The sequence below is a fragment of the Hyphomicrobium sp. genome, from assembly GCF_036833075.1.
Taxonomy (GTDB): Bacteria; Pseudomonadota; Alphaproteobacteria; order Rhizobiales; family Hyphomicrobiaceae; genus Hyphomicrobium_C.
Map to the genome: position 1 here is coordinate 18,582 of NZ_DAITQL010000014.1, position 26,966 is coordinate 45,547.

General features: G+C 65.8%; 22 protein-coding genes. 13 read left to right on the forward strand and 9 right to left on the reverse strand.

Annotation, left to right across the window (positions count from 1 at the left end; genetic code table 11):
* Window positions 1-295 precede the first annotated feature (295 nt).
* From secA to V7082_RS06390, 11 genes are all read left to right on the forward strand, one after another.
* Entirely contained in the window at window positions 296-3,334 is a 3,039-nt protein-coding gene (gene secA, locus V7082_RS06340; protein ID WP_334146940.1) for a preprotein translocase subunit SecA, read from the forward strand.
* A 452-nt stretch (window positions 3,335-3,786) separates the two neighbouring features.
* Window positions 3,787-3,963, forward strand: a complete 177-nt coding sequence (locus V7082_RS06345) for a Flp family type IVb pilin (RefSeq protein ID WP_334146881.1) — start codon at window positions 3,787-3,789, stop codon at window positions 3,961-3,963.
* A 151-nt stretch (window positions 3,964-4,114) separates the two neighbouring features.
* Window positions 4,115-4,294: a Flp family type IVb pilin gene (locus V7082_RS06350; RefSeq protein WP_334146883.1), complete on the forward strand. Its 180-nt coding sequence runs from the start codon at window positions 4,115-4,117 to the stop codon at window positions 4,292-4,294.
* A gap of 146 nt (window positions 4,295-4,440) precedes the next feature.
* Window positions 4,441-4,920, forward strand: a complete 480-nt coding sequence (locus V7082_RS06355; protein WP_334146942.1) for an A24 family peptidase — start codon at window positions 4,441-4,443, stop codon at window positions 4,918-4,920.
* Window positions 4,921-5,023: 103 nt separating this feature from the next.
* On the forward strand, window positions 5,024-5,827 hold the full coding sequence (gene cpaB / locus V7082_RS06360) for a Flp pilus assembly protein CpaB (protein WP_334146885.1): 804 nt from the start codon (window positions 5,024-5,026) through the stop codon (window positions 5,825-5,827).
* 123 nt (window positions 5,828-5,950) lie between these two features.
* Complete coding sequence (locus V7082_RS06365) at window positions 5,951-7,462, forward strand: type II and III secretion system protein family protein (RefSeq protein ID WP_334146887.1); 1,512 nt, start codon at window positions 5,951-5,953, stop codon at window positions 7,460-7,462.
* A 70-nt stretch (window positions 7,463-7,532) separates the two neighbouring features.
* Complete coding sequence (locus tag V7082_RS06370) at window positions 7,533-8,225, forward strand: CpaD family pilus assembly protein (protein WP_334146889.1); 693 nt, start codon at window positions 7,533-7,535, stop codon at window positions 8,223-8,225.
* Window positions 8,226-8,237: 12 nt separating this feature from the next.
* Window positions 8,238-9,545, forward strand: coding sequence for an AAA family ATPase (locus tag V7082_RS06375; RefSeq protein WP_334146891.1), 1,308 nt, complete (start codon window positions 8,238-8,240; stop codon window positions 9,543-9,545).
* 9 nt (window positions 9,546-9,554) lie between these two features.
* Entirely contained in the window at window positions 9,555-11,039 is a 1,485-nt protein-coding gene (locus V7082_RS06380) for a CpaF family protein (RefSeq protein WP_334146892.1), read from the forward strand.
* A 16-nt stretch (window positions 11,040-11,055) separates the two neighbouring features.
* Complete coding sequence (locus V7082_RS06385) at window positions 11,056-12,066, forward strand: type II secretion system F family protein (protein ID WP_334146893.1); 1,011 nt, start codon at window positions 11,056-11,058, stop codon at window positions 12,064-12,066.
* Between the two features lie 42 nt (window positions 12,067-12,108).
* Window positions 12,109-13,095: a type II secretion system F family protein gene (locus V7082_RS06390; RefSeq protein ID WP_334146894.1), complete on the forward strand. Its 987-nt coding sequence runs from the start codon at window positions 12,109-12,111 to the stop codon at window positions 13,093-13,095.
* Window positions 13,096-13,325: 230 nt separating this feature from the next.
* Here the strand turns inward: V7082_RS06390 and V7082_RS06395 are convergent, their stop codons facing one another.
* Window positions 13,326-14,312: a tetratricopeptide repeat protein gene (locus V7082_RS06395; RefSeq protein ID WP_334146895.1), complete on the reverse strand. Its 987-nt coding sequence runs from the start codon at window positions 14,310-14,312 to the stop codon at window positions 13,326-13,328.
* 110 nt (window positions 14,313-14,422) lie between these two features.
* Entirely contained in the window at window positions 14,423-15,082 is a 660-nt protein-coding gene (locus V7082_RS06400) for a glutathione S-transferase family protein (RefSeq protein WP_334146896.1), read from the reverse strand.
* Between the two features lie 107 nt (window positions 15,083-15,189).
* On the opposite strand from V7082_RS06400, the gene V7082_RS06405 reads away from it, so the two are divergent.
* Complete coding sequence (locus V7082_RS06405; protein WP_334146897.1) at window positions 15,190-16,641, forward strand: leucyl aminopeptidase family protein; 1,452 nt, start codon at window positions 15,190-15,192, stop codon at window positions 16,639-16,641.
* Complete coding sequence (locus tag V7082_RS06410; RefSeq protein ID WP_334146898.1) at window positions 16,638-17,615, forward strand: C40 family peptidase; 978 nt, start codon at window positions 16,638-16,640, stop codon at window positions 17,613-17,615. The genes V7082_RS06405 and V7082_RS06410 overlap by 4 nt, the downstream gene beginning before the upstream one ends.
* Here V7082_RS06410 and V7082_RS06415 read toward each other — a convergent pair.
* From V7082_RS06415 to V7082_RS06445, 7 genes are all read right to left on the reverse strand, one after another.
* Window positions 17,612-18,064, reverse strand: a complete 453-nt coding sequence (locus tag V7082_RS06415) for a hypothetical protein (protein WP_334146899.1) — start codon at window positions 18,062-18,064, stop codon at window positions 17,612-17,614. The genes V7082_RS06410 and V7082_RS06415 overlap by 4 nt on opposite strands.
* Window positions 18,065-18,187: 123 nt before the next feature.
* Complete coding sequence (locus V7082_RS06420; protein ID WP_334146900.1) at window positions 18,188-19,819, reverse strand: ABC transporter ATP-binding protein; 1,632 nt, start codon at window positions 19,817-19,819, stop codon at window positions 18,188-18,190.
* 10 nt (window positions 19,820-19,829) lie between these two features.
* The gene (locus tag V7082_RS06425) at window positions 19,830-21,077 is read right to left on the reverse strand and encodes an ABC transporter permease (RefSeq protein WP_334146901.1); all 1,248 of its coding nucleotides are present in this window, start codon (window positions 21,075-21,077) and stop codon (window positions 19,830-19,832) included.
* A gap of 4 nt (window positions 21,078-21,081) precedes the next feature.
* Window positions 21,082-22,200 carry a microcin C ABC transporter permease YejB gene (locus V7082_RS06430; protein ID WP_334146902.1) on the reverse strand — a complete coding sequence of 373 codons (1,119 nt, stop codon included), beginning with the start codon at window positions 22,198-22,200 and terminating at the stop codon, window positions 21,082-21,084.
* Window positions 22,201-22,244: 44 nt separating this feature from the next.
* Window positions 22,245-24,086, reverse strand: coding sequence for an extracellular solute-binding protein (locus V7082_RS06435; RefSeq protein ID WP_442909762.1), 1,842 nt, complete (start codon window positions 24,084-24,086; stop codon window positions 22,245-22,247).
* 32 nt (window positions 24,087-24,118) lie between these two features.
* The gene (locus tag V7082_RS06440) at window positions 24,119-25,972 is read right to left on the reverse strand and encodes an extracellular solute-binding protein (RefSeq protein ID WP_334146904.1); all 1,854 of its coding nucleotides are present in this window, start codon (window positions 25,970-25,972) and stop codon (window positions 24,119-24,121) included.
* A 353-nt stretch (window positions 25,973-26,325) separates the two neighbouring features.
* Window positions 26,326-26,910: a c-type cytochrome gene (locus V7082_RS06445; protein WP_334146905.1), complete on the reverse strand. Its 585-nt coding sequence runs from the start codon at window positions 26,908-26,910 to the stop codon at window positions 26,326-26,328.
* Between the last annotated feature and the right edge of the window lie 56 nt (window positions 26,911-26,966).

Genomic DNA, 26,966 nt, shown 5'->3' on the forward strand with positions numbered 1-26,966 from the left:
CTGCCAAGTGAACAAATGCAAATATTTGCCTCTGTCTTTCCAAGAATTGGCCTTAGGAACGACAGAAAAACTCACCGATGAGAAAGGGCGGCCACGCGTTGACAACTATGGCCGGCAATCCTTATGTCTGCCCCCGTATGGCCGATCGGCCGGACTGGTGCTCCCGCGGTTCTCCGGTTCTTGGTGTTTGATGACAGCCGGACGCGCCCCGGAAGCCGAGCAGGCGATGCTGGGCCTCGATCTTCCGGACGCACCGCGTCTCCCGCCAAGTCCATGATTTTGAGGAATTAACTTGATGCTCTCCCTTGGCTCGTTCGGTACGCTTGCCTCGAAGATCTTCGGCTCGTCCAACGATCGGCGCGTGAAGGGCTACCGCGCGCGCGTGGAGGCGATCAACGCGCTCGAGCCCGAGATCGAGAAGCTCAGCGACGCGGAGCTCCGGGCCCGCACCGACACCTTCCGCCAGCAGTACCGCGACGGCACGTCGCTCGACGACCTTCTCGTGCCCGCCTTCGCGACCGTGCGCGAGGCCGCCCGTCGCACCCTCGGCCAGCGTCATTTCGACGTGCAGCTGATCGGCGGCATGGTCCTTCACGAGGGCAACATCGCCGAAATGAAGACGGGCGAGGGCAAGACGCTGGTCGCAACCCTTGCCGTCTACCTGAACGCCATCGCCGGCGAGGGGGTGCACGTCGTCACCGTCAACGATTACCTCGCCAAGCGCGACGCCGACTGGATGGGTCAGGTCTACCGCTTCCTCGGCCTCACGGTCGACACCATCGTGCACGGCCTCGACGACGAGCAGCGCAAGGCGGCCTACGCCGCCGACGTCACCTACGCCACCAACAACGAGCTGGGCTTCGACTACCTGCGCGACAACATGAAGCTCCGAAAGGACGAGATGGTGCAGCGCGGCCATGCGTTCGCCATCGTCGACGAGGTGGACAGCATCCTGATCGACGAGGCGCGCACTCCGCTCATCATTTCGGGCCCCCTCGAGGACCGCGCCGACCTCTACGTCGCGGTCGACGGCCTGGTGAAGGCGCTGGTGGCCGAGCACGACCGCATCGAAACCACGCTCGCCAAGTCCCTTTCGAAGGACGAGCTCAAGGAGGAGCTCAAGACGCAAGGCTTCGTCGAGCTCGACGAGAAGCAGCGCCAGGTGGCGCTCAACGAGCTCGGCAACGAGCGCATGGAGCAGCTGCTCGCGGAGGCGAAGCTGCTCACCGGATCGCTCTACGACATCGAGAACGTCTCCCTCGTCCACCATGTCAACCAGGCGCTCAAGGCGCACAAGCTCTTCCAGCGCGACAAGGATTACATCGTCAAGGGCGGCGAGGTCATCATCATCGATGAGTTCACCGGCCGCATGATGCCGGGGCGGCGCTACTCGGAGGGCCTGCACCAGGCACTCGAGGCCAAGGAGCACGTCGAGATCCAGCCCGAGAACCAGACGCTGGCCTCGATCACCTTCCAGAACTATTTCCGCCTCTACAAGAAGCTCGCCGGCATGACCGGCACGGCGCTCACCGAAGCGTCCGAGTTCATGGACATCTACGGCCTCGACGTCGTCGAGATCCCGACCAATCTCAAGATCTCGCGCATCGACGACGATGATGAGATCTACCGCACGCAGAAGGAGAAGCTCGACGCCATCGTGACGACGATCGCGGACTGCGCGCGCCGCGGCCAGCCGATCCTCGTCGGCACCACCTCGATCGAGAAGTCCGAGCAGCTCCACGAGCTCCTCAAGGACAAGAAATACATCGAGGCCCTCGGCAAGTCCCTCATCGCGCAGGCCGAGAAGATGAAGGCGGCCAAGGACGGCAAGACGACGCCGGAAGGCGACCTCAAGGCGTATTTCGACGACATCGGCGCCTATCTGATCTCCGTCGGCACGGCGAAAGGCAGCGACGACCCGATCCCGCATCAGGTCCTGAACGCCCGCTACCATGAGCAGGAAGCCGGCATCATCGCCCAGGCCGGCAAGCCCGGCGCGGTGACGATCGCCACCAACATGGCCGGCCGCGGCACCGACATCCAGCTCGGCGGCAACGTCGAGTATCAGCTTCGCGACTGGATCGCCGAGGAGGCCGCCGCCGGGCGCACGCCGTCCGAGGAGGACATCGCCAGGAAGCGCGCCGAGATCCAGGCAACCGTTGAGGTGCAGAAGAAGACGGCCCTCGAATCCGGTGGCCTCTACGTCCTCGCCACCGAGCGCCACGAGAGCCGGCGCATCGACAACCAGCTCCGCGGCCGCTCCGGCCGACAGGGAGACCCCGGCCGCTCCAAGTTCTACCTCGCCCTCGACGACGACCTCATGCGCATCTTCGGCTCGGATCGCATGGACAGCGTGCTGAAGACGCTGGGCCTCCAGGAAGGCGAGGCGATCACCCATCCGTGGATGAACAAGAGCCTCGAGATGGCGCAGAAGAAAGTCGAGGCGCGCAACTTCGACATTCGCAAGCACATCCTGAAGTACGACGACGTGATGAACGATCAGCGCAAGGTCATCTTCGACCAGCGCAAGGACATCATGGCCGAGGACGACGTCTCCGAGATCGTGGCCGAGCTGCGCCAACAGGTCCTGAGCGATCTCGTGTCGCGCTTCATTCCCGAGCGGGCCTACGCCGAGCAATGGAACATGACGGGCCTCAAGGAGGCGGTGCAGGCGATCTTCGGCCTCGACCTGCCGCTCGAGGAGTGGGGCGCGGAGGAAGGCATCGCCGACGAGGAGATCCTCGAGCGCCTGAAGACGGCCGCCAGCGAGAAGGCGGCCCAGAAGGCCGCCGAGATCGGACCCGACACCTACGGTCAGATCGAGAAGATGGTCCTGCTGCAGACGCTGGACCACCTGTGGCGCGAGCACCTCGTCACGCTGGAGCACCTGCGCCAGGTCATCGGCTTCCGCGCCTACGGCCAGCGCGACCCGCTGAACGAGTACAAGAGCGAGGCGTTCGTCCTGTTCGAGAGCATGCTGTCCCGGCTCCGCGAGGCGACCACCGGGCAGTTGATGCATGTGGAGCTCGCGCCTCCGGGCGAGCAGCCGCCGGAGCTCGACGAGCCCGAGCTTCCGGAAATGTATGCGCACCACATCGATCCCACCACCGGCCGCGACGAGCTGAGCGAGGAGCTGGCTCTGGTCGACGCCGCCATCGCGGCACGTGGACGGGGCGGCGCCTCTCCCGCCAAGCGCGCTCCTCTCCAGACGCGCAAGGCGGCCGGCGCCGTCGATCCCGATCAGCCGGCCACCTGGGGCAAGGTCTCGCGCAACGCGCCCTGCCCGTGCGGCTCGGGCAAGAAGTACAAGCACTGCCACGGCCGTTACGAGTAGACGGCCACTGCGCCTCTCAACCGGCGAGAATTTCCCCGACGCGCGGCCAGTCCGCGCGTCGTTCTGCTTATGACATTTCAGAAATAAGCCAGGATAGAGAACGGCGAGATGCGGACCCGAGCTCGCCAATGCGGGGGCGGCTAGATACCACAATCGCCCATGAAAGAAAAAAATTGAAACAACAAAATATTAATTATGATACGCGCAATAATTTCACGTAGAATAGTACGATTAACAGCAAGAAACCAATCGAATACACGAGAGATGCTTTAAAAAACTGACAAGAAATCGAAGTGTATTGATGAATTTTACCTATCAAAAAGATTCGCTCATCTGGAGATCCATCGCTTTTACATCGATTTAACGAATGGACCGTAGTCTCCCTCTCAGTTCAGACGCGAGCGGGACGTCCGGCGCGGGAACTGAGAAGAGTCATATGGGAGTTTAGAGTCATGACCAATTTCCTCTCGCGCTTCATGAAGGACGAGTCGGGTGCCACGGCCATCGAGTACGGCCTGATCGCCGCCATCGTCGGCGTCGGCATCATCGGCGCCCTCGGCACCCTCCGGACCAGCCTCCAGGGTATCTTTGAAACGGTCGGCGGCGAGCTCGACGGCGCTGGCCAGTAAGCCTCTACGCCAAAAGCTGACTATGACAGGCCACCTGGAAGGTCAACCCAGGTGGCCTGTTTGTTTCCGAACGCTGATTTGGCGCAACCGCACCAGATGTTAACCCCGCTTGCGCTATGGTTGAGCAAAACACTGAGTGCCAGGAGCGCGCATGACCGGGCTTATGAAAAGATTCTGGGCCGACGAGATCGGTGCCACTGCGATCGAATATGGTCTGCTTGCAGCGATCCTCGGAATGGGGATCGTATTCAGCCTGACCAATTTTCAGATTGCCCTGACCAACCTCTTTGGCGTGGTCGAGAGTCAAGTCCCGGACGGCTCGGCCCACTGAGCCACCTCGGGAGAAGCGGAAATAACGCGCCGTTTACCGGAATGCGCGACTCTTGTCATGAATGACACGCTCGACAGCCGCCCCAAGAGGACGCGGACGGGCCAGTACAGACAAAGGTGCGTATCGTGATTGCGTCCACCGTTTTGATGATCTTTGCAGCCATCATGGCCTTTGCGGCCGCGACGGACCTGCTGACGATGACCATCCCCAACAAGGTTTCGCTGGCGCTTGCTGCGGCTTTCGTTGTTACAGCCCCTGTGATGGGGCTGTCCCCCAGCGAGATCCTGCTGCACATCGCGGCGGGCGCGGTGGTATTGGCCGCCGGCATCGTGCTCTTTGCCATCGGTGGCTTCGGCGGCGGTGACGCCAAGCTGCTCGCCGTCGGCGCGCTCTGGGTCGGCTTCGACCAACTCCAGCTGTTTCTGGGCCTCACCGCCGTTCTGGGCGGCGTCCTTGCCCTCCTCATTCTCTTCTACAGAAAACAGCCTCTGCTCGGCATCTACGCGCCGGACTGGGCCATCGACCTCCACAAACCCGGCTCCGGCATCCCGTACGGCATCGCCATCGCCGGGGCGGGCCTCCTTGTCCTTCCGGTCACACCCTGGGTCGTCGCGGCCGCCGGTTAGCCGTTTCGATACACGAATTAACGGCGCGTTGACGTTTGTCCTCCAATCTTTGGAGCCGAGCACAAGTGTTCGGCACAAAGGGCCGTATGGGACAACACGCGCGATGAAACGTCCTCAACTGATCGGATTGGCAATTGCGGCCACGGCCGGCGTCATGGCGTTCGTCATGGTGCGCGGCATGGTCAACAAGCCGCCGGTCGAGAAAACCGTCGAGGTCAAGGTCAAGTCGACCGACGTGCTCGTGGCCCGGACCGACATCGGCCTCGGCCAGATCACCAGCGACGGCCTCTTCCGCTGGCAGTCCTGGCCCACGGAAACCGTGACGGCGGGCTATATCACCCGCACCGACCAGCCGGACGCGATGACCCAGCTCGCCGGCTCGATCGCGCGCGCGCCGATCATGGCCGGTGAGCCGATCACCCAGGTGAAGCTCGTGAAAGCCGGCCAGGGCGGCGTCCTCGCCGCCATTCTGCCGGCCGGCATGCGCGCCATCTCGACTCGGATCAAGGACGAGACGGCCGTCGCCAACCTCATCCTCCCGAACGACCGGGTCGACGTCATCCTGATCCGCCGCACGCGTGGCCGCAACGGGCAGGATGAGTACGTGAGCGACCTCCTGTTCGGCAACGTGCGCGTCCTCGCGATCGGTCAGCAGATCGAGACCAAGGAAGGCAAGAAGACCGCCGACACGAGCGCGAACACCGCAACCCTGGAGCTGACCGCCCAACAGGCTGAGCTGCTCGCGCTCGCCGACGCCATGGGCGACATCAGCCTCACGCTGCGGTCGATTGCCGACCTCGATCCCAGCCAGGGACCGACAGCCGGCGCCGATCCGACGACCAAGGCGAACACGGCCATTCGCGTCCTGCGCTACGGCACGGCGTCGCGAGCGTACGGCGTCAACTGAAAGTCACAAGTTTAGCCGTCAGAAGGCACTTGGAGAATGCGAAAGATCTGGACTTGGCTTTTGCCGGCACTGAGCGGAGCCATCCTCGCCGCGCTGGCCCCGAGCTCCGACGCGAGAGCGGAGATGGACGCATCCGTCCTGCGCATCAGCTCGCAGGGAGCCGGGACGCGCTCGATCGCGCTCGGCGCCGGAAAATCCATGCTCGTCGAGTTCGACTTCGAGCTGCGTGATGTTCTGGTCTCGGATCCGAAGAGCGTCGACGCGGTCGTGCAGACCTCGAACCGCGTCTTCCTGATCGCGAAGAAGCCCGGACAGACCAACGCGTTCTTCTTCGATTCGCGCGGCCGGCAGGTGTTGACTCTGGACATCACGGTCGGCGCCGACGTGCGCGGGCTCGAGAGCCTTCTCACCCGCCTCATTCCGGGTTCGAACATCCGCGTCGAGATGGCCGGCAGATCCATCGTCCTGATCGGCAGTGTGCGCACGCCGCTGGATTCGAACCGCGCCACCGACATCGCCCGCGCCTTCGCGGCCTCCAACTCAGATGGCTTCCTGTCCGATCTCGGCCCGATCCAGCAAACGGCCGCATCATCGGGTGGGACGACCATCGTCAACGCAAGCAGCGCGATGAAGTCCGGCCAGGCCGGCGGCGACGCCAAGCCGGTCATCAACCTGCTGGGCGTCGAGGGCGAGGAGCAGGTCATGCTGCGCGTCGTCGTCGCCGAGGTACAGCGCGAGCTTCTGAAGCAATTCGGCGTCAACATCGCCGCCGACATCAACGCCGGCAATTTCACCTGGAGCCTGCTGACCGCCAACGCGCTGCCGCTCACCACGGCCGCTGGTCTGGGCGCCCTGCCCGTTCCCGGAATTAACCCGTCTGATAACAGTCTCGCCTTCTACAACGAAGGTCCGACGGCAAATACCTTCGGCAACTCCGGCACCACGACGGGATGGGGCAACGGCGACTATCGCATCGGCAAGACCATGCGCGCGCTCGAGCGCGACGGCCTGATCCGCCTGCTCGCCGAGCCCAACCTGACGGCCATTTCGGGCGAGCCCGCCAAGTTCCTCGCCGGCGGCGAATATCCGATCCCCGTCAAGGATTCCAACGGACAGACTTCCGTGACCTACAAGGAGTTCGGCGTCGGCGTATCGTTCACGCCGGTCGTCCTCTCTGAGGGCCGCATCAGCCTCAAGATCGAGAGCGAGGTGAGCGAGCTGACGAACGTCGGCGCCGTCGTTCTCGACTCGACCTCGATCCCCGCGCTCAAGAAGCGCCAGGCAAACTCGACCGTCGAGCTGCCGTCCGGCGGATCGATCGCGCTCGCGGGCCTCATCTCCGACGACGTTCGCCAGAACATCGACGGTTTCCCCGGTCTCAAGGACGTCCCGGTGCTCGGCACGCTGTTCCGCAGCCGCGACTTCATCAAGCGCGAGACGGAGCTGGTCGTGATCGTCACGCCCTACCTCGTGAAGCCGGTCGCACCAAAGTCCCTCGCCAGGCCTCTTGATGGACTGGCCGAGGCGACCGACCGCAAGGCGAACTTCTGGGGCCATCTCAATCGCATCTACGGCACCGAGCGCATCGCGCCCGCGGGGGACCTCAAGGGCGATTACGGTTTCATCGTCGAATGACCATCAGGCTGGAGACGCAATCATGAGGTACGGACGTGCTTCCCGCCTGACAGGACGGATCCCGGCAAGCATGGCCGCACGCGCCGGCTTCGCCGCGCTCGCCGTCGTCGCGACGGCGACGGGCGGCTGCAAGCATGACGTCACCGCGCCGCAGGTCGCAGGCTGGTCCATGGTCGACGCCTCGCAGCGCCATCCGATCATCGTCTCCCAGGAGCCGCAGACCATTCAGATCCGCGTGCCCGCATCCGCCAGTGGCCTCACGGCCCGCCAGCGCTCGGACGTGATCGAGTTCGCCGACCGCTCGCGCGCTGGCGATGCCGGCAACAGCCGCATGGTCATCCAGGCGCCGGGCGGCGGCGAGAACGAGACCGCAGCCATGCACGCCGTCGTCGAGATCCGACAGATCCTGGGAGACATCGGCTTCGCCGACTCCTCGATTGCCGTCGAAGCCTACCATGCCGGAGGCCGCGGGGACGCTCCCGTCCGCGTCTCCTACCTGCGCTACGTGGCGGAGGCACCAGTCTGCGGCTTCTGGCCGACCAACCTCGGCGAGCAGCGCGACAACGCGAACTATCCGAACTTCGGCTGCGCCAACCAGCACAACCTCGCCGTCCAGGTCGCCAACCCCGCCGATCTTCTCGGGCCTCGCACCGAGAGCGACCGCCCGAGCGAGCGCAGGGATGTCGTCTGGGGCAAGTACGTGAGGGGCGAGACGACGGGCGCGGACAAGTCCGAAGACGAAAGAGTGAAGATCGCAAAGTAACGGTAGCACCCCATGTCCAAGTCTTTGCAGAGTTCAGCATCCGAGCCGTTCGAGGCGCCCTCGCCTTACACGGTGGAGTCGCAACCCGCTGAAGCCCCGGCCTTGAGCGACCGGGCCCGCCCGCTGCCGCGCATCTCCATCCAGGCGTTCTGCGAGACGCCCGGCGTGGCCGAGGCCGTGCACGCGGCCTCCGAGGATCGCCGGCTCGGCAAGGCGCATGTCACGATCCAGATGGGCGGGGCGGCAGCCGCCATCGCGCATTACCAGGAAAGCCCGACCCCCAATCTCATCATCCTCGAGACACACGCCCCGCACGCGAGCCTCGTGGCCGAGCTCGAGGAGCTGGCCCAGAGCTGCGACGCCGGCACCAAGGTCGTGATCGTCGGCACGGCCAACGACGTCGTGCTCTATCGCGACCTCATGAAGCGCGGCATCTCCGAGTATCTCGTCGCCCCGGTCTCCACGTTCGAGCTGATGGAGTGCCTCTCCAATCTGTACAACAACCCGGCGTCCGACCCCGTCGGCCAGGTGCTCGCCTTCGTCGGCGCCAAGGGCGGCGTCGGCTCGTCGACGGTCTGCCACAACGTGGCATGGACTCTCTCGGAGATCCTGTCGACCAACATCGTCATCGCCGACATGGATCTGGCCTTCGGTACCACCGGCCTCGACTTCAACCAGGACCCCGTGCAGGGCATCGCCGACGCGCTGCAGAACCCGGACCGCCTGGACGAGGTGCTGCTCGACCGCCTCCTCACCACCTGCTCGAAGCACCTGTCGATCTTCGCCGCCCCCGTCGTGCTAGATCGGGACTACGAGATGACGCCCGAGGGCTGCGAGACGGTGATCGACGTCGTGCGCCAGAACGTTCCGTTCGTCGCCGTCGACCTGCCCCACACCTGGGCCCCGTGGAGCAAGCGCCTTCTGCTGCAAGCCGACGAGATCGTCATCACGGCCATGCCGGATCTCGCCAACCTGCGCAACGCCAAGAACATCGTCGATCTGGTGCGGGCGGCGCGCAAGAACGACGCCGCTCCCCACCTCGTCCTCAACATGGCGAACATGCAGAAGCGCCCCGAGATCACGCAGAAGGAGTTCGAGGGCGCGCTCGGTCTCGAGACACTCGCCGTGATCGATTTCGATTGCGAGAACTTCGGCCAGGCGGCCAACAACGGCCAGATGATCGAGGAGTTCAACGCCAAGGCGAAAGCGACGCAGGCGTTCCGGGACATCGCGCTCGCGCTCGCCCACCGCAAGGAAATCAAGGTCGAGAAGAAATCGCCGCTGGCGCCGATCCTCGAGAAGCTGAAGCGTTTGCGGTGAGGGTGAGCCATGTTCGGCCGGCGTACGAATGATTCTGGACAGCAGAAGCGGGTGCTCGAGCCTGCGGGCGCGGCCGTGGCAGTGCAGCCTTCCCAGACGGCGCCCGGAAGCCACGCGCCCTCCCCCGAGCCGGCGCAACCCCCTCCGCGCGCCGAGCCCGCCGAGTCGCAGCGCCACCATTCGGAAGAGTACTACGACGTCAAGACTACGGTCTTCAACGCGCTGATCGACACCATCGACCTGACGCAGCTCGCCAAGCTCGACAGCGCGGCGGCGCGCGAGGAGATCCGCGACATCGTCAGCGAGATCATCCAGGTCAAGAACGTCGTCATGTCGATCGCCGAGCAGGAGGAGCTGCTCGAGGACATCTGCAACGACGTCCTGGGCTATGGCCCCCTCGAGCCGCTGCTCGCACGCGACGACATCGCCGACATCATGGTCAACGGCGCCGCGACCACCTTCATCGAGGTCAACGGCAAGACGCAGAAGACGGGCGTGCGCTTCGCCGACAACCAGCAGCTCATGAACATCTGCCAGCGCATCGTGAGCCAGGTCGGCCGCCGCGTGGACGAGAGCAGCCCCATCTGCGACGCGCGCCTGCCCGACGGCTCGCGCGTCAACGTCATCGCGCCTCCGCTCGCCATCGACGGCCCCGTCCTCACCATCCGCAAGTTCAGGAAGGACCGCCTGACGCTGGACCAGCTCATGCGGTTCGGCGCCATCACACCGCAAGCCAAGACCGTTCTCGAGGTCATCGGCCGCGTGCGCTGCAACGTGCTGATCTCCGGCGGCACCGGCTCGGGAAAGACGACACTGCTCAACTGCCTCACCGGCTGCATCGATCACGACGAGCGTATCATCACCTGCGAGGATTCGGCGGAACTTCAGTTGCAGCAGCCCCATGTCGTGCGCCTCGAGACGCGCCCCCCCAATCTCGAGGGCGAAGGCGAGATCACCATGCGCGATCTGGTCAAGAACTGCCTGCGCATGCGGCCCGAGCGCATCATCGTCGGCGAGGTCCGCGGACCCGAGGCGTTCGACCTGCTGCAGGCCATGAACACCGGCCACGACGGATCGATGGGCACGCTCCACTCGAACAGCCCGCGCGAAGCGCTGAGCCGTCTCGAAAGCATGATCATGATGGGCGGCTTCACGCTCCCCATCAAGACCATCCGCGAGATGATCGTCGGCTCGATCGACATCATCATCCAGGCCGCCCGTCTGCGCGACGGCTCGCGCAAGGTGACGCACATCACCGAAGTCACCGGAATGGAGGATGAGATCATCACCCTCCAGAACCTGATCGTCTACGAGATCACCGGCGAGGACGCGCACGGCAAGCTGGTCGGACACCACCGCTCGACCGGCATCGCACGCCCGGCCTTCTGGGAGCGCGCCCAGTACTACAAGGAGGAGAGCCGTCTCGCGGGCGCGCTCGCCGCGGCGGAAATTCTCGATTCCAACGGCGTCCCCCTGGGCGAAACCCGCAACTGACCCGAGGGGCGAGCCGATGACCGACACGGACATGATGCCCTTGCTGACGGCGCTGATCGCCGCCGTCGCTTTTGCGGCGATGGCCTACGCCTTCCTCTATCCGTACGTCTCCGCCGACCGCATGAAGGACAAGCGCGTCGCCGGCGTCAGCGAGACCCGCGGCAAAAAGATTGCCATCCAGGCCACGGCGGAGATCGCCGCGAACCGCAAGAAGCAGGTCGCCGACACTCTGAAAGACATGGAGAACAGGCAGAAGGCGCGCGAGAAGGTATCGCTGCGCCTGCGCCTCGAGCGCGCCGGCCTCGACATCTCGCCGCGGACGTTCTGGATCGCGAGTGCCGTCTCCGCCGTCGTGACCGTCGTGATCGCCGAAAGCTTCCTGCCGGCGTCCGCCCCGGTCATGCGCCCCATGCTGCTGTTCGTCGCGCTCCTGGTCGGCGGCTTCGGCCTGCCGCGCTTCGTCCTCGCCAAGATCACGGCCCGGCGCCAGAAGAAGTTTCTCGCCGAGCTCGCCAACTCGATCGACATCATCGTTCGCGGCATCAAATCCGGCTTGCCGCTGAACGAATGCCTCGGCGTGATCGCCAGGGAGAGCCCGGAGCCGATTGCGAGCGAGTTCCAGGAGGTGATCGACCAGCAGCGCCTCGGCGTGTCGCTGCCCGAGGGCCTCGAACGCCTGACGCGGCGCGTACCGCTCCCGGAAATGAAGTTCCTGGCGATCGTCATCGCCATTCAGCAGCAATCGGGCGGCAACCTCGCCGAAGCCCTTTCGAACCTCTCCGGCGTGCTGCGCGACCGTTTCAAGATGGCCATGAAGGTCAAGGCGCTCTCTTCCGAGGCGAAGGCATCGGCCATGATTCTCGGCAGCCTGCCGCCGGGCGTGATGCTCATGGTGCACCTCTCCTCGCCCGAGTACATCGCCCCGCTCTTCACCACGCGCACGGGAAACATCTTCATCTTCGCCGGCCTGTTCTGGATGTTCCTGGGCATCATGGTCATGCGCAAGATGATCAATTTCAAATTCTAGGCCATAGAAATTCTAGGGCCTGAGCCCGCGAGAGGCCGCGCCATGCAGGACATCATCGATACCGTGACATCTCCCGCCTTTCTGGCGACGGTGCTGGCTGCCGTATCGGCGTTCGCGACCATCCTCGCGCTCGTCATGCCGGTCCTCGCGCGCGACCGGATGAACCAGCGCATGCGCGTCATGGCACTCGAGCGCGACAAGCTGCGCTCCCAGCGCCTTGCCGACCTCAGCAAGGAGCAACGCAGCGGAAAATCCAAGGCCAAGCTGCGCCAGACCTCAAAGGGGTTCATGCGCGAGATCGTCGACAAGTTCGACCTGCGCTCCCAGTTCGACAACGAGGCCCTGCGCAACAAGCTCAAGATGGCGGGCCTGCGCGGCGAGGCGCCGCTCGTCGCCTTCATGTTCTTCCGCGTCGCGGCGCCACCGGCGGCATTCGCGGTCGCGCTCGTCTACCTGTTCCTCGTCGCCGACATCCAAGCCTCTCCGACGATGAAGGCGCTCTATGCCGTCCTCGCGGCCGGAGCGGGCTATTATCTTCCCAACGTCTTCATTCAAAACCTCGTTCAGAAACGCCAGCAAGCGATCAAGATCTCCTTTCCGGAAGCGCTCGACATGCTGCTGATCTGCGTGCAATCGGGCATGTCCGTGGAAGCCTCGTTCGGCAAGGTGGCGAAGGAGGTCGCCGCCCAGAGCGTTGAGCTTGCCGAGGAGCTGTCGCTGACGACGGCCGAGCTCTCCTATCTGCCGGACCGGCGCCTCGCCTACGAGAACCTCGCCAAGCGCACCGCCCTTCCGAGCGTCAAGGCGGTGACGACGGCGCTGATCCAGGCCGAGCGCTACGGCACCCCAGTCGGCCAGGCGCTGCGCACCATGGCCAAGGAGAACCGCGAGATGCGCATGGGCGAAGCGGAGAAGAAGGCCGCGGCCCTCCCGCCCAAGCTCACCGTGCCGATGATCCTGTTCTTCCTGCCGGTTCTTTTCCTCGTGATCCTCGGCCCCGCCGCGATCACTTTCTGGAAGCTGCAGTAGTCTCGGCCGCGCCCCGCTTGCGCAAAGAGGACGCGCACGCCCTCGCCCGCTCCGCGTGAACGCAGCGCTCACGCGCGAGGGCTGTGGGAAAACGGAAAGCCTGAGCAGAGGCGTGAACAAACGCGCGCGCTTTGAGACGTCTCCCCGCCGGGCGGAGCATGGCTCCGCCATCGGTCCACGCAACCATCGGTCTAGATAAGGAGGGTCGGACTTCGCCGGTGCCGCAAGGATCAGTCAGCGCTGAACAGGCTCGCAGAGCGATTGTCGGAGGCCGAGGCGGCCGAGCCGGTCTCGACCGAGCTCGGACGAAGCAGAGACCCGGCAGCCGCCCGGGCGGGCTCGGCCGATACCTCGGCGATGGCGGGTGCCCAGGATGCGGCCGCGGGCGGCTCTGCGAGCAGCAGCGGCGCGGGCGCCGCTTTTGCGTCGAGCTTGACCATCTTTTTCAAGAGCGCCGTGTTCGCCTGAGCGTCCTCGGACGGCAGATCGAGCGAGCCCACCTTGGTCGCCTCGTCGTACTTGCCCTGCAAGCCGAGCACCAAGGCGAGGTTCTGCCGCACGCGGGTGGTCTCGCTGCCGGACACCGACGCCTGCCGCAGAAGCGTCTCGCCGCGCTCGGGCTCCCCGCTCATCGTATAGGCGAGCGCCAGGTTGTTGAGCACCGAGGGATGCTGCGGGTTGAGCGCCTGCGCGCGCTCGTAGAAGGCGATCGCCTCGCGGTAGCTGCCTTCCTTGGCCAAGGCGGTCCCGCGCGCCATCACGACGCGCCAGTCGGGATTGGCGGGATCGTCGGCGATCTCGAGAAGCTTCTTTGAGACGCTGACTTGATCCAGCTCGAGCGCCAGCCGCCCGTAGTCGGCGGCGAGCTTCTTGTTGGTGCCGTGGATCAGCGACGCCTGCTGCAGGACGGCGAGCGCCTCGCGCTTCTGGCCGGTGAGCTTCAGGCTCTCCGCATACGCGAGCGCAGCCTCGAGGTCGCGCGGATTTTTCGCGTAGATCTTGCCCCAGTACTCCGCGGCCGCCGCCGGCTCGGAAGGCGCGGCAGCCTTCTGGGCCTCTTCGCTCGACTGCGGTTGCAGCGCCGAGAAGAGGTCGCCGCTTTCGCCCCCGCCGACCTGCGCCGCACACGCGCCCAGCATGAGGCTTGCCGCCAGCGCCGCCAGGACGCCGAGGGATCGGCACGGTCCGGCCGGTCGTGCCTCGAGATCGGCGGCCATGAAAGTCTCCACTGCTCGTCTTCACGGAACGGGGGCCGGGCGGGATGCCCGGTCTTCCGTCACTTTCCGATACAGCGGTCAATAAAGATTTAACGGAGCACAACCACCCGTTAACGGGCCGCCATCTCCTCGCGCGCGCCCTGGGCCCATTCCTCCATCGCGGGAAGCGCGAACAGAGCGTCGATGTAAGCCGCCGCCGTCCCGTCGTCGCCAAACGCGCCGAGATCCGTCACATAGGTCCGAAGCCGCGAGGCGACCGGCGCATACATCGCATCCGCGATCGAGAAGCGCGAGAACAGGAACGGACCATCCGCCCCGAAGCGGCTGCGGCAGTCCTTCCACAGCCCGACGACCCGGCGGATGTTGTCGTCAACGGCCTCGGGAAGCTCGGACCTGGGCTCCTTCGACAGGAACTTCATGGGGCAATGCTCGCGCAGCGGCTGAAACCCCGAATGCATTTCCGCGCTCGCCGCGCGCGCCACCGCCCGCGCCGCAAGGGGCTCGGGCCAGAGTGCCTTCTCCGGATACCGATCAGCGAGAAACTCGAGGATCGCGAGGCTGTCCCAGATCATGAGATCGCCCACCCAGAGCACGGGAACCTTTCCGGCCGGCGAATGGGCGAGAATTTGCACTTTCATGTCGGGGGCACGGAGATTGATTCGAACCTCCTTGAAGGGGATGCCGGCCTGTTTGAATGCCAGCCATGGCCTGAGGCTCCAGCTCGAGGTGTTCTTGTTGCCGATGATGAGTTGAAAGCCGTCGTCAGCCATTCCTGCGCACCCTCTTGCGATTGTCTTTCCCACCGTATGAACGGATAATGCCCCATCATAGCCGGCCCGTCCAAGCGGCCGATTTTCGCGAGACAAAGACCCCGTTCATGACCGACACATCCACCGTGGCGCGCCCGCTCTCCCCGACCGACGTGCTGGCGCCCCACGACGCTGCCGAAACGAGCACCCCCATCTACCTTCTCTCCGACACCGCGGCGGCCGCGCGCGGCGTCGGCCTCGACGAGAGCGCCTGGCGCTGGCTCGAAGCCCACCGCTTCACCGGCAGCGCCCGGAAGCAGATCCTGCTGCCGGGCCCCACGGGCGCCATCGGCGGCGTGGTCCTGGGCCTCGGCAACGGCGCCGCCGGCGACCCCTCCGGCCCCTCCGAGCTCCTGATCGGGCAGCTCGCGGCGAGCCTACCCTCCGGTCTCTATCACCTGGCGGAGGACACGCCCCACGCTAGGCTCGCCGCGCTCGCATGGGGCCTCGGCGCCTACCGCTTCCGCCGCTACAAGACCGCCCCGGCTGACGCCGCGCCCCCGCGCCTCAAAATCCCGGCCGGTCTCGACCATCGCGCGATCGTCGATCAGGTCGCCGCCGTCTGGGCAGGCCGGGACCTGATCAACACGCCAGCTTCCGATCTCGCCCCCGAGGACCTCCAGGCCGCCGCCCAGCGCCTGGCGGACGAGCACGGCGCGCACCTCGACGCCATCGTCGGCGACGAGCTCCTCGCCAAGGGCTTGCGGATGATCCACGCCGTCGGCCGGGCGAGCCCGCGTGCGCCCCGCCTCATCGACCTGCGCTGGCAGAAGCCCGGCGGCGCGCCCGACGCGCCGACCCTCACGCTCGTCGGCAAGGGCATCACGTTCGACACCGGCGGCCTCGACATCAAGTCCGCCTCCGGCATGCTGCTGATGAAGAAGGACATGGGCGGAGCCGCCGCGGCGCTGACGCTCGCCGCGATGGTCATGAGCCGCGGCCTCGACATCAGACTGCGCCTCGTCATCGCCGCCGCCGAGAACAGCGTCTCGGGCGACGCCTTCCGCCCCGGCGACGTTCTCCTGAGCCGGGCCGGCAAGACCGTCGAGATCGGCAACACCGATGCGGAAGGCCGCCTCGTCCTCGCCGACGCGCTCTCGCTCGCCGACGAGGAGAGCCCCGACACCATGCTGACGTTCGCAACCTTGACCGGCGCCGCCCGCGTCGCCCTCGGTCCCGATCTGCCGGCCTTCTTCTGCGACGACGACGCCTTCGCGACGGCGCTTGCGGCCGAGGCCCAGGCGGTCGGCGACCCGGTGTGGCGCCTGCCGTTCTGGCCCGGCTACGAGCGCCACCTCGACAGCGAGGTGGCCGACATGAACAACGTCTACGAATCGCCGTTCGCGGGCGCCATCACCGCGGCGCTGTTCCTGCGGCGCTTCGTGAGGAACGCGAAGCGCTTTGCCCACTTCGATCTCTACGGATGGCGGCCAGCCGCGCGCCCGCTCGGTCCGAAAGGCGGCGAGCCGCAGACGGCGCGTGCCCTCTTTTCGTGGCTCACCCGGGAGCTCTCCGCATGACGGACGAAACGCCGGCGACCGAAGGAGGGACGGAGGAGCGGCCTCCCCCGCCGCCGCAGCCCGCGCTCGACCCGCGCCGCCACGCCGTGCGCCCGGATCTCGCCGCGCTCGCGCTCCGCGGCGAGGTCGAGGCGCCGCGCTACTCGGCCGGCGTGGTTCGCCAGGTGACGCGGCCCGCCGTGCCCCTCAAGCGCGAGCCGAACCCCAACCTCGGACTCGAGAACGAGGTGCTCTACGGAGAGCTGGTCAGGGTCTACGACGAGCGGGAAGGCTGGGCCTGGGTGCAGATCGAGCGGGACCGCTACGTGGGCTACGTTCCCGCCGCAGCCCTTACCGGCGAGATCGTGCCTACAACCCACCGCGTCAAGGCGCTCGGCACGTTCGTCTACCCCGGCCCCGACATCAAGACGCCGCCCGTCATGCATCTGCCTCTCAACGCCGAGCTTCGCATCGCCGAATGGGGCGAGCGCTTTTGCCGGCTCGAGCGCGGAGGCTTCATCGTGACGCGCCACGTCACCGAGCACGATCGCTACGAGCGTGACTTCGTGGACATCGCCGAGCGCCTGATCGGAACGCCCTATCTGTGGGGCGGCCGCACGCGCATCGGCATCGACTGCTCGGGCCTCGTCCAGACCGCGCTCGCGGCCGCCGGCATCGGCGCGCCGCGCGACACCGACATGCAGGTGGCCGAGCTCGGCGAGCCCGTTCCGATCCCAGCGGAGCTCGACGGGCTGAAGCGCGGCGACCTCGTATTCTGGAAGGGGCATGTCGGCATCATGTGCGACGCTCTGATGATGGTGCACGCGAACGCCCACCACATGGCCGTGACCGCGGAGACGCTGCCGGAAGCCGCCGACCGCATCGCCAAACAGTCCGCTCCGATTGCCACCATCCGCCGCCTCGCGCCGTACGCAGCCACGACGAGCCAGACCATGATCGCTTCTGGCCCCGCCGGCCCGACACACGAAGCTTAGAGCGGACGGCGATAGGGGAGGAAATGGCGGTCGCAGCATGAGGCCCCGTCGGCGGGGATCGGGCCGTTGCGGAACACGACGCCCGCTCCGAGCCGGACGTGCGTCTCGACGCCCTGCGGTGCGCCCGTCGCCGTGCTGCACCAGCTCCGCCGGATCACGTCCCCGTCCACGATCCGCTCCAGCAGCGCCACGAGCTGGTCGAGGCTCTTGACCGCGCGATCCTCGTAGGTCTCCCCGGCAAGCGAGATATCGAAGCGGCCGTCCTGCCTGAGCGCGATCGCGACCGGGCACGCCGTGGCGAGATGCGGATCGAGCAAGAGGAGCCAGCTCTCGTCCTCTCGCGCCTCGAGAATGCGGGCCACGTCGGAGATCGTGGGCACCCAATAGCGGATCTGCTCGATGGTCGCTTCGACCGAGGGTCCGCGGAAACCCTCCGGCGTTGTGCTCATGGGTATCGTCACCGGCGCAAAAAGGGGAGAGGGACCCCGAGGATGTCGCAAAACGCCCGCCCCCTCAAGCCGCAATGCGGCCGCGGCGCCCGAACGGGGGCAATCGCCCCATGAGGGCAGCGCTCAGCCGGCGGCCTCGGCGCGGTGCGTCGCCTTGATGTCGAATGCGGCCGCTAGCAGCGCCTTGGTGTAGTCGGCCTTCGGCGCCGTGAAGATCTCCTCGGCCGGGCCTTCCTCGACCGCCCGCCCGTTGCGCATGACGATCACATAGTTGCAGAGCGCACGCACGACCCTGAGATCGTGGCTGATGAACACGTAGGCGAGATCGCGCTTGGCCTGCAGCTCGCGCAGCAGATTGACGATCTGCGCCTGCACGCTCATGTCGAGCGCGCTGGTCGGCTCGTCGAGCACGATGAACTTCGGCTCGAGCGCCATGGCACGTGCGATGGCGATGCGCTGGCGCTGCCCGCCGGAGAACTCGTGCGGATAGCGATCGAGCGCGGAGACATCGAGCCCCACCTCCTTGAGCGCCCGCGCCGCCTGCGCGCGTCGCTCCTCCTCCGTCCACTCGGGCTTCTGGATCAGCAGCCCTTCCTCGATGATGCCGAAGATCGAGAGCCGCGGGGAGAGCGAGCCGTAGGGATCCTGGAACACCACCTGCATGTCGCGCCGGAGCGGACGCATCTCCTTCGACGAGAGGCCGTCGATACGTTTGCCCAGGTACACGATCGGCCCCTGCGAGGAGATGAGCCGCAGGATCGCGAGCCCGAGCGTCGTCTTGCCGGATCCGGATTCGCCGACCACGCCCACCGTCTGCCCGGCCAGGATGCGGACCGAGACGCCGTCGACCGCCTTCACGTGATCGACGGTCCGCTGAAAGAACCCGCGCTTGATGGGGAACCACACCTTGAGGTCGGTCGTCTCGGCGATCACCGGCGCGTCGGCCTTGAACGGGGGCGGCTGGCCCTTCGGCTCCGCAGCGAGGAGGTGGCGCGTATAGGCATGCCGGGGCGCCGTGAAGAGCGCCTCGGTGGGGCCTTCCTCGACGATCGAGCCGCTCTGCATCACATAGACGCGCTCGGCCATCCGCCGCACGATGCCGAGGTCGTGCGTGATGAGCAGCATGGCCATGCCCATCTCACGCTGCAGATCGCGCAGGAGCTCGAGGATCTGCGCTTGAATCGTCACGTCGAGCGCCGTCGTCGGCTCGTCGGCGATCAGGAGGTCCGGCTCGTTGGCGAGCGCCATGGCGATCATGACGCGCTGGCGCTGCCCGCCCGAAAGCTGATGCGGAAACGCGTCGAGCCGCTTCTCGGGCTCCGGGATGCCGACCTTGCTCAGAAGCTCGAGCACGCGCGCCCGCACCGCCGCCCCGGAGAGTCCGCGATGCAGCTTGAGCATCTCGCCCACCTGCCGCTCGATGCTGTGCAGCGGGTTGAGCGACGTCATCGGCTCCTGGAAGATCATCGAGATGCGTCCGCCGCGGATACGCTTCAGCTCCGCTTCCGATGCCTTCAGGAGATCCCTGCCCTCGAAGAAGATCTCGCCCGTGGGGTGCGAGGCGGGCGGATAGGGCAGCAGCTTCAGGATCGACAGCGCCGAGACGGACTTGCCGCTGCCGGATTCGCCGACCAGCGCCACCGTCTCGCCCTTGCCGATGCGGAACGACACGCCCTTGACCGCGGTGGTCGTGACCCCGCCGGCTCGGAAGGCGACCGACAGGTTCTTGACGTTGATCAGGACTTCCCGGGACATGGCGCGCTCCTCAGGCGAACGTCTTGCGGGGATCGAGCGCGTCGCGGACCCCTTCGAAGATGAAGATCAGGAGCGACAGCATGATGGCGATAGAGAAGAACGCGCTCATGCCGAGCCACGGCGCGCCGAGGTCGCCCTTGCCCTGCAGCAGCAATTCGCCGAGCGACGGCGAGCCGGGCGGCAGGCCGAGGCCGAGGAAGTCAAGCGAGGTCAGCGTCGTGATCGATCCCGAGAGCTGGAACGGCATGAACGTCAGCGTGGCGACGGCCGCGTTCGGCAGCACGTGCTTCCACATGATGGTCCGGTCCGAGAGCCCGAGCGCGCGCGCCGCACGCACGTACTCGAAGTTCCGCGCGCGCAGGAACTCGGCGCGTACCACGCCGACGAGGCTCGTCCACTGGAACGCCAGCAGCACGAGAAGCAGCGTCCAGAACCCCGGCACGAGCACCGCCGCGATGATGATCAGCACGTAGAGCGTCGGGATATTGCCCCAGATCTCGAGGAACCGCTGCATCAGAAGGTCGAGCCAGCCGCCGTAGTAGCCCTGCACCGCACCCGCCGCGACGCCGACCGCGCTCGAGAGCAGCGTCAGGATGAGGCCGAACAGCACCGAGATGCGGAACCCGTAGATGACGCGCGCGAGCACGTCGCGGCCCTGGTTGTCGAGCCCGAGCCAGTTCCAGTTGCCGATGGCCATATAGCGCGCCATCTGGTCAGGTGGCGCCTCGCACAGCGGCGCCCGTGCCGCCCATTGCGGCGGCGCCGGATAGCCGAGGCCGCCCTGCTGCTTCACGCCGTCGCGCTCGACGAAGCAGCGTCCGTCCGCGTCGACGCGGTTGGGATAGTCCTTGTTGATCGTGTCGTAGGAAAATCGGATCGGCGGCCACAGCATCCAGCCGTTGGCCTCGATCTCCTGGATGTTGACCGGATCGCGGTAGTCGGTGACCGCCAGGAAGCCGCCGAACTTCGATTCCGGATAGTTAACCAGCACCGGGAACAAGGTCTCGCCCCTGTAGCGCACGATCAGGGGCCGGTCGTTGGCGATGAGCTCGGCGAACAGCGTGACGACGAACAGCACGAGAAAGATGACGAGGCTCCAGTAGCCGCGCCGGTTCGCCTTGAAGCTCGCCCACCGCCGCGCGTTGATCGGCGACAGCTTGACCTGCGGCCGCCGGCGCGAAAACAGCGGCGGGCGTACGAGATCCGCCCTGATCTCCGGCGCCGGCTCCGGTCCGTCCTCGTCCCGTCGCGCGTCCATCGCCTCAGACCTCCCGGCTCTCGAAATCGATGCGCGGATCGACGAGCGTATAGACGAAATCCGTGATCACGTTCACGACGAGGCCCATCAGCGCGAAGATGTAGAGCGTCGCGAACACGACCGCATAGTCCCGCTTGATCGCCGATTCGAAGCCGAGCAGCCCGAGCCCGTCCAGCGAGAACACCGTCTCGATCAGGAGCGCGCCCGAGAAAAACGCGCCGATGAAGGCCGCCGGAAAGCCCGCGATGACGATCAGCATCGCGTTGCGGAAGATGTGGCCGTACAGCACCTCGTGCTCGCCGAGGCCCTTGGAGCGCGCCGTCACCACGTACTGCTTCCGGATCTCGTCAAGGAAGCTGTTCTTGGTGAGAAACGTCATGGTCGTGAACGCGCCGAGCGACATGGCGATGATCGGCAGCGTCAGATGCCAGAAATAGTCGACGATCTTGCCGATGAGCGAGAGCTGGTCCCAGTTGTCGGAGGTGAGCCCGCGTGACGGGAACCACTGGAAGAACGACGAGCCGGCGAACACGATGAGCAGCAGCACGGCGATGAGAAAGCCCGGCACCGCATAGCCGATGATGAGCACCGTGCTGGTCCACGAATCGAACGGCTCGCCGTCGCGCACCGCCTTGCGGATGCCGAGCGGGATCGAGATGAAGTACGTGATGAGCGTCATCCAGAGTCCGAGCGAGATCGAGACCGGCATCTTCTCCTTGATGAGATCGATCACGGATACGTCGCGGAAATAGCTCTTCCCGAAATCGAACATCAGGTAGTTCTTCATCATAAGCAGGAAGCGCTCGTGCGCCGGCTTGTCGAAGCCGAACTGCTTCTCGAGGCTCTTGATGAACTCCGGATCGAGCCCCTGCGCGCCGCGGTACTTGGAGGTGACGCTGTCGCCCGCGCCCTGGCCGATCTGCGACTGACTGCCCCCACCCATCGTGTCGCGCGCCCCGCCGCCGAGCCGGTCGGAGATCGAGCTGTCGCTTCCCGTGAGCTTGGCGATCATCTGCTCGACCGGACCGCCGGGCGCAAACTGCACGATGACGAAGCTGATCAGCATGATGCCGAGCATCGTCGGGATGATGAGGAGCAGTCGCTTGAGGAGATAGGCTGCCATCGTTCGATCATATCCCCAATGCCGAAATCAGACGTCCCGGGCCGTTACCGCTGCGCCAGCGCCTTGGCCTTCGCTTCGTCGTACCACCACGTCTCGAGCGCGCCGCGCTCGTACCTGGGCTTCGTCTCGGGCCACGAGAACTTGTCCCAGAATGCCAGGTTGTGCGCGCCTTTGTACCACTGGGGCACCCAATAGTAGCCGGCGCGCAGGACGCGATCGGCAGCGCGCGTCGCGGCGACGAGCTCGGCACGCGATTTCGCGGCCACGATCTTGTCGATGAGCTGGTCGAGCACCGGATCGGCAATGCCGGCGAGATTGAAGCTGCCGCTGGTCGCCGCCGCCGCCGAGCCCCAGAAGTTCTTGAGCTCGATGCCCGGCGTGAGGCGCAAGGCGTAGCGTTGCGTCGTCAGGTCGAAATCGAAGTCCTTGAGGCGGCGCTCGTACTGGGCCGCATCCACCATCCGCATCGAGGCGTCGATGCCGATCGACTTCAGGATTTTCACGTAAGGCGCAACGATGCGCTCGAAGCTCGGCGAGTCGATCAGGATCTCGATCGAAAACGGCTGCCCGGCCACATTCCGCAAGCCCTGCGGTGTCTGCGTCCAACCCGCATCCGCGAGCAGCTTCGTGGCCTGCCGGAGCTGCACCCGGTTGTTGCCGCTGCCGTCCGTCACCGGCGGCGACACCGGCTCGCCGAACACCGCCGCCGGCAGCTTGTCGCGGAACGGCTCGAGCAACGCCAGCTCCTCGGGCGACGGCAACCCGGTGGCCTTGAGGTCCGAGTTCTCGAAATAGCTCGCCGTCCGCGTGTAGAGCCCGAAAAACAGGTTCTTGTTGCTCCACTCGAAATCGAAGGCGAGCCCCAGCGCCTCCCGGACACGCGGATCCTTGAACTTCTCGCGCCGCGTGTTGATGAAGAACCCTTGTGCACCGGACGGTCTCTCATCCGGGAGCGTCAGCAGCTTGATGCGCCCGTCCTTCACCGGCTGGCGATCGTAGCCTGTCGCCCAGTCCTTGGACGTGAACTCCTCGCGGAAATCGATATTGCCGGCGAGCAGTCCTTCGAGCTCGAGCGTGCGGTCGCGATAATACTCGTAGCGGACCTGGTCGAGGTTGTGGATCCCGCGATTGACCGGCAGGTCGCGGCCCCAATAGTCGGGACGTCGGATATAGGTGACATACGTCCCGGCCTTGAACGGGCCGATCTTGTACGGCCCCGAGCCGAGCGGCGGCTCGAGCGTCGTCTTCTCGAAGTCGCGCGTCGCATAATAGGCTTTGGAGAGGATCGGCAGCGTCGCGACCGCAATGGGCAGGTCACGAACGAGGCGGCCCTCGAACGTATAGCGCACCGTGTGCGCATCGAGCGCTTCCGCGGACGTGACGTCCCGGATCGGGATCGAGAGCGCCGGATGTCCCTTGGCCTTGATGGTCTCGAACGAGAACACGACGTCGTCGGCGGTCACCGGCGTCCCATCGGCGAACATGGCCTCGGGCCGCATCCGGAACGTGACCGACAGGCCGTCCGCCGCCACGTCCGCCGTTTCGGCCACGAGCCCGTACACCGCATCCGGCTCGTCGTTGGCGCGCGCCATCAGGCTGTCGAACACCAGCTCCATGCCCTGCGCCGCGTCGCCCTTGAGGATGAGCATATTGAAGCTGTCGAAGGTGGTGAGGCCCGCGCTGCCGATCTGCGACGCCTTTCCGCCCTTGGGCGCGTCCGGGTTCACGTAGTCGAAATGCGTGAAGCCGGCGGGATACTTGAGATCGCCGAAGACGGAAAGGCCGTGCCGCGGCTCGGCAGCGGCCGGCGCGATGAGCCCCTGGAAGAGCCCGGCCGCAAGGAGAAGCGCGGCCACGGGCCTCCGGCGTCGCCGCACGTTCCCCATTTTGTCCATGACGGCCCGCCGCGCGCTCATCGTCATTTCCTGCGCGCGGCCAGCGCCTGCTCTTTGGCGGGATCCACCCACCACACCTGTGTGAACGCGCTCGTCAGCGACGGCAGCGTCTCGGGCCGCCCGAACACGTCCCACGTCGCGATCCATTCGTAGGGATTGTACCACTGCGGCACGAGGTAGTGCCCCCACAGCAGCACCCGGTCGAGGGCGCGCGTATGAGCGACCACGCCTTCCCGATCCGGAGCCAGCACCAGCTTCTCGATGAGCGCGTCGATCACCGGATTCCTGATGCCGATGGTGTTGCGGCTGCCCGGCTGGTCCGCTGCCGCGGAGCCCCAGAAGTCGCGCTGCTCGTTGCCGGGCGACATCGATTGCGGGAAGCTGTCGACGATGATGTCGAAATCGAAGTTCGTCTCGCGCTGCTCGTATTGCGCATCGTCCACCACGCGGATGGTCGCCTGCACGCCGATCTTCTGCAGGTTTGAGATGTAGTGGGCGACATGCCGCTGGAAGGCGTCCGACCCGAGGAGGAACTCGACCGCGAGCGGTTCGCCGGCGGCATTGGTGAGCACCGAGCGCCCCGGCTGAACCTGCCATCCCGCCGCGTTGAGGAGCTTCATCGCCGTTCCAAGGTTCTTGCGCGTATCCTCGGGCGTCGCGAAGACGGGGTTCCTCCACTCGATCGTGAACACCTCCGCCGGCAGTTCCTTCTCGAACGGCTTCAGGATCTCGAGCTCGCGCCCCTCCGGCAAGCCCCTGGCGGCGAGCTCCGAGTTGTCGAAGTAGCTTGCAACGCGCGTGTACTGCCCGAACAGGACGGCCCGGTTCAGGTCCTCGAAGTTGAAAGCGTAGTTGAAGGCCTGGCGCACGCGCGGGTCCTTGAACTTGTCGCGCCGCGTGTTGAACACGAAGCCCTGCATGCGCGCGACGCCCCCGGTCGGAATCGCCTCCTTCTTCACCCAGCCCTTCACGAGGGCATCGAAGTTGAACTGGGTGGACCAGGCGCTCGCCGTGTTCTCGCGCCAGAAATCGGCGCGCCCCGCCTTGAAGTCCTCGAAAGCGGCCGTCCGCTCGCGGAAATACTGGAACCTGAGCTCGTCGAAATTGAACTGGCCGACGCGCACCGGCAGATCCTTGGCCCAGTAATCCCTGACGCGCTCGAGCACGATCCGACTGCCGGTATCGACCGACTTGATCTTGTAGGGGCCCGATCCGAGCGGAATTTCGAGCGTGCTCTTGGCGAGGTCGCGCGGCTCGCCGTTCTTGCCGGTCGCCTCCCAGAAGTGCTTCGGAAAGACGGTGAGCTGTCCGAGGATCTGCGGCAGCTCGCGATTGCCGGCGAGATCAAAGGTGAAGGTCACCTCGTGCTCGCCGGTCTTCTCCGCCTTGACCACGTTCTTGTAGTAGCGGGCATACATCGGATGCGCTTTCTTGAGCGCATCGAGGCTGAAGATCACGTCTTCGGGCGTGATCGGCGTCCCGTCGTGGAAGCGCGCCTCGGGGCGGAGCCCGAACTTGGCCCACGAGTAATCCGGTGGGTACGACACCCATTCCGCGATCAATCCGTATTCGGTTGATTCCTCGTCCGGGCTCCCGGCCATGAGCGAATCGTAGATCATGCCGACCGGGCCGGCGGGCACGCCCTTGATCGAGTAGGGGTTGAGCGAATCGAACGTGCCTTCGTTCGAGAACCGCACCACGCCGCCCTTGGGCGCATCCGGATTGACCCAGCCGAAATGCTTGAAATCGGGGCCGTACTTGGGCTCACCGATGAGCGACAGGGCATGATGGCGGGCGGGCTCGGCAGAGGCGGTAGGTGCCGCCGGAGCGGCCCCGCCCTCCTCCGCGAAGACGGACGAGACTGAGGCGGCGGCCATGGCCAGGGCTGCGAGAACTGGAAGAAAAATCGAGCGCCGTCGAGCCAAATGATCCGCTGCCATCGTCACCAAAGTCCCGTGTCAGGAGAACCAAGGGCGTGTGCCGGGAAGAACCACGGGCCTGCCGCCCCCGCGTGGGCCCATGCGCGCAACGGCAAAGCCCGGGGAAAGTCCTGTACCTAGCACGGCTTCGCCCGGATGCAGATTAAAGATCGGCAAGATCCCCCGCAGGTAGCAGCGGGGGGCCGACGGGAGAAAAACAACGGTAACAACAAGGCCTTAGGCTCGTCATTCGCGACGAGCGCTTTCCCCGCGGGATCGGACGGCCTTTGAGCCCTCGCGGACCTTACGCCTCAAGGGGCCGGCGCGGCCGCGGCCGGCAGCGGCTGCGGATTGTCCGAGAGCGTACGGATATAGGCGATGAGCGCGGCGAGCTCGCCCGGATCGGCGATACCGGCGAAGATCATCTTCGTACCGGGCACGAACTCTTTCGGCTTGTGCAGGAAGTGGGCGAGATCCTCGTAGGTCCATGCGCCCGTCTTGCTCTTCATCGCATCCGAATAGCCGGTAAAGTCCGCCCGCGTCCCGCGCTCGCGCCCGAGCACGTTCCAGAGGTTGGGTCCGGTCTTGCTGCCCGAGGCCGCGTCGGCCGTATGGCAGGTCTGGCACTTCTTGAAGGCGGCTTGGCCGTCCTCCGCCTTCGCGGTCTGGAGGGCGGTGATCACTTGCGACACATCGAACGCCGCCGGCGCGGCCGCACCGCCGCCTCCGGGTGCCGAGGCGGCCTCCTCGGTCGCGGCGGGAAGCGTAAACCCGTTCGCGATTTCACCGTGATGGCCCTGGCGCGCGATGTCGATGAACGTCCTCGGCACAAAAATGACGAGCAGGGCCGCCAGAATGCCGCCCGCGATCTTTGAGAATTCGAAGGTGTCCATCATCCCCGTCACCCTGCCACAGTCTGCCGATTCGAGGCCGGCGGCACGTCTTTGCCGAC

Excerpts from the sequence above, each read along its gene's own strand:
- V7082_RS06410 (WP_334146898.1), top strand. The coding sequence starts at position 16,638 with ATGACGGACGAAACGCCGGCGACCGAAGGAGGGACGGAGGAGCGGCCT.
- V7082_RS06390 (WP_334146894.1), top strand. The coding sequence starts at position 12,109 with ATGCAGGACATCATCGATACCGTGACATCTCCCGCCTTTCTGGCGACG.
- V7082_RS06375 (WP_334146891.1), top strand. The coding sequence starts at position 8,238 with ATGTCCAAGTCTTTGCAGAGTTCAGCATCCGAGCCGTTCGAGGCGCCC.
- secA (WP_334146940.1), top strand. The coding sequence starts at position 296 with ATGCTCTCCCTTGGCTCGTTCGGTACGCTTGCCTCGAAGATCTTCGGC.
- V7082_RS06350 (WP_334146883.1), top strand. The coding sequence starts at position 4,115 with ATGACCGGGCTTATGAAAAGATTCTGGGCCGACGAGATCGGTGCCACT.
- V7082_RS06405 (WP_334146897.1), top strand. The coding sequence starts at position 15,190 with ATGACCGACACATCCACCGTGGCGCGCCCGCTCTCCCCGACCGACGTG.
- V7082_RS06385 (WP_334146893.1), top strand. The coding sequence starts at position 11,056 with ATGACCGACACGGACATGATGCCCTTGCTGACGGCGCTGATCGCCGCC.
- V7082_RS06415 (WP_334146899.1), bottom strand. The coding sequence starts at position 18,064 with ATGAGCACAACGCCGGAGGGTTTCCGCGGACCCTCGGTCGAAGCGACC.
- V7082_RS06420 (WP_334146900.1), bottom strand. The coding sequence starts at position 19,819 with ATGTCCCGGGAAGTCCTGATCAACGTCAAGAACCTGTCGGTCGCCTTC.
- V7082_RS06440 (WP_334146904.1), bottom strand. The coding sequence starts at position 25,972 with ATGGCCGCCGCCTCAGTCTCGTCCGTCTTCGCGGAGGAGGGCGGGGCC.
- V7082_RS06355 (WP_334146942.1), top strand. The coding sequence starts at position 4,441 with ATGATCTTTGCAGCCATCATGGCCTTTGCGGCCGCGACGGACCTGCTG.
- cpaB (WP_334146885.1), top strand. The coding sequence starts at position 5,024 with ATGAAACGTCCTCAACTGATCGGATTGGCAATTGCGGCCACGGCCGGC.
- V7082_RS06370 (WP_334146889.1), top strand. The coding sequence starts at position 7,533 with ATGGCCGCACGCGCCGGCTTCGCCGCGCTCGCCGTCGTCGCGACGGCG.
- V7082_RS06345 (WP_334146881.1), top strand. The coding sequence starts at position 3,787 with ATGACCAATTTCCTCTCGCGCTTCATGAAGGACGAGTCGGGTGCCACG.
- V7082_RS06365 (WP_334146887.1), top strand. The coding sequence starts at position 5,951 with ATGGACGCATCCGTCCTGCGCATCAGCTCGCAGGGAGCCGGGACGCGC.
- V7082_RS06380 (WP_334146892.1), top strand. The coding sequence starts at position 9,555 with ATGTTCGGCCGGCGTACGAATGATTCTGGACAGCAGAAGCGGGTGCTC.
- V7082_RS06400 (WP_334146896.1), bottom strand. The coding sequence starts at position 15,082 with ATGGCTGACGACGGCTTTCAACTCATCATCGGCAACAAGAACACCTCG.
- V7082_RS06430 (WP_334146902.1), bottom strand. The coding sequence starts at position 22,200 with ATGGCAGCCTATCTCCTCAAGCGACTGCTCCTCATCATCCCGACGATG.
- V7082_RS06395 (WP_334146895.1), bottom strand. The coding sequence starts at position 14,312 with ATGGCCGCCGATCTCGAGGCACGACCGGCCGGACCGTGCCGATCCCTC.
- V7082_RS06445 (WP_334146905.1), bottom strand. The coding sequence starts at position 26,910 with ATGATGGACACCTTCGAATTCTCAAAGATCGCGGGCGGCATTCTGGCG.
- V7082_RS06435 (WP_442909762.1), bottom strand. The coding sequence starts at position 24,086 with ATGGGGAACGTGCGGCGACGCCGGAGGCCCGTGGCCGCGCTTCTCCTT.
- V7082_RS06425 (WP_334146901.1), bottom strand. The coding sequence starts at position 21,077 with ATGGACGCGCGACGGGACGAGGACGGACCGGAGCCGGCGCCGGAGATC.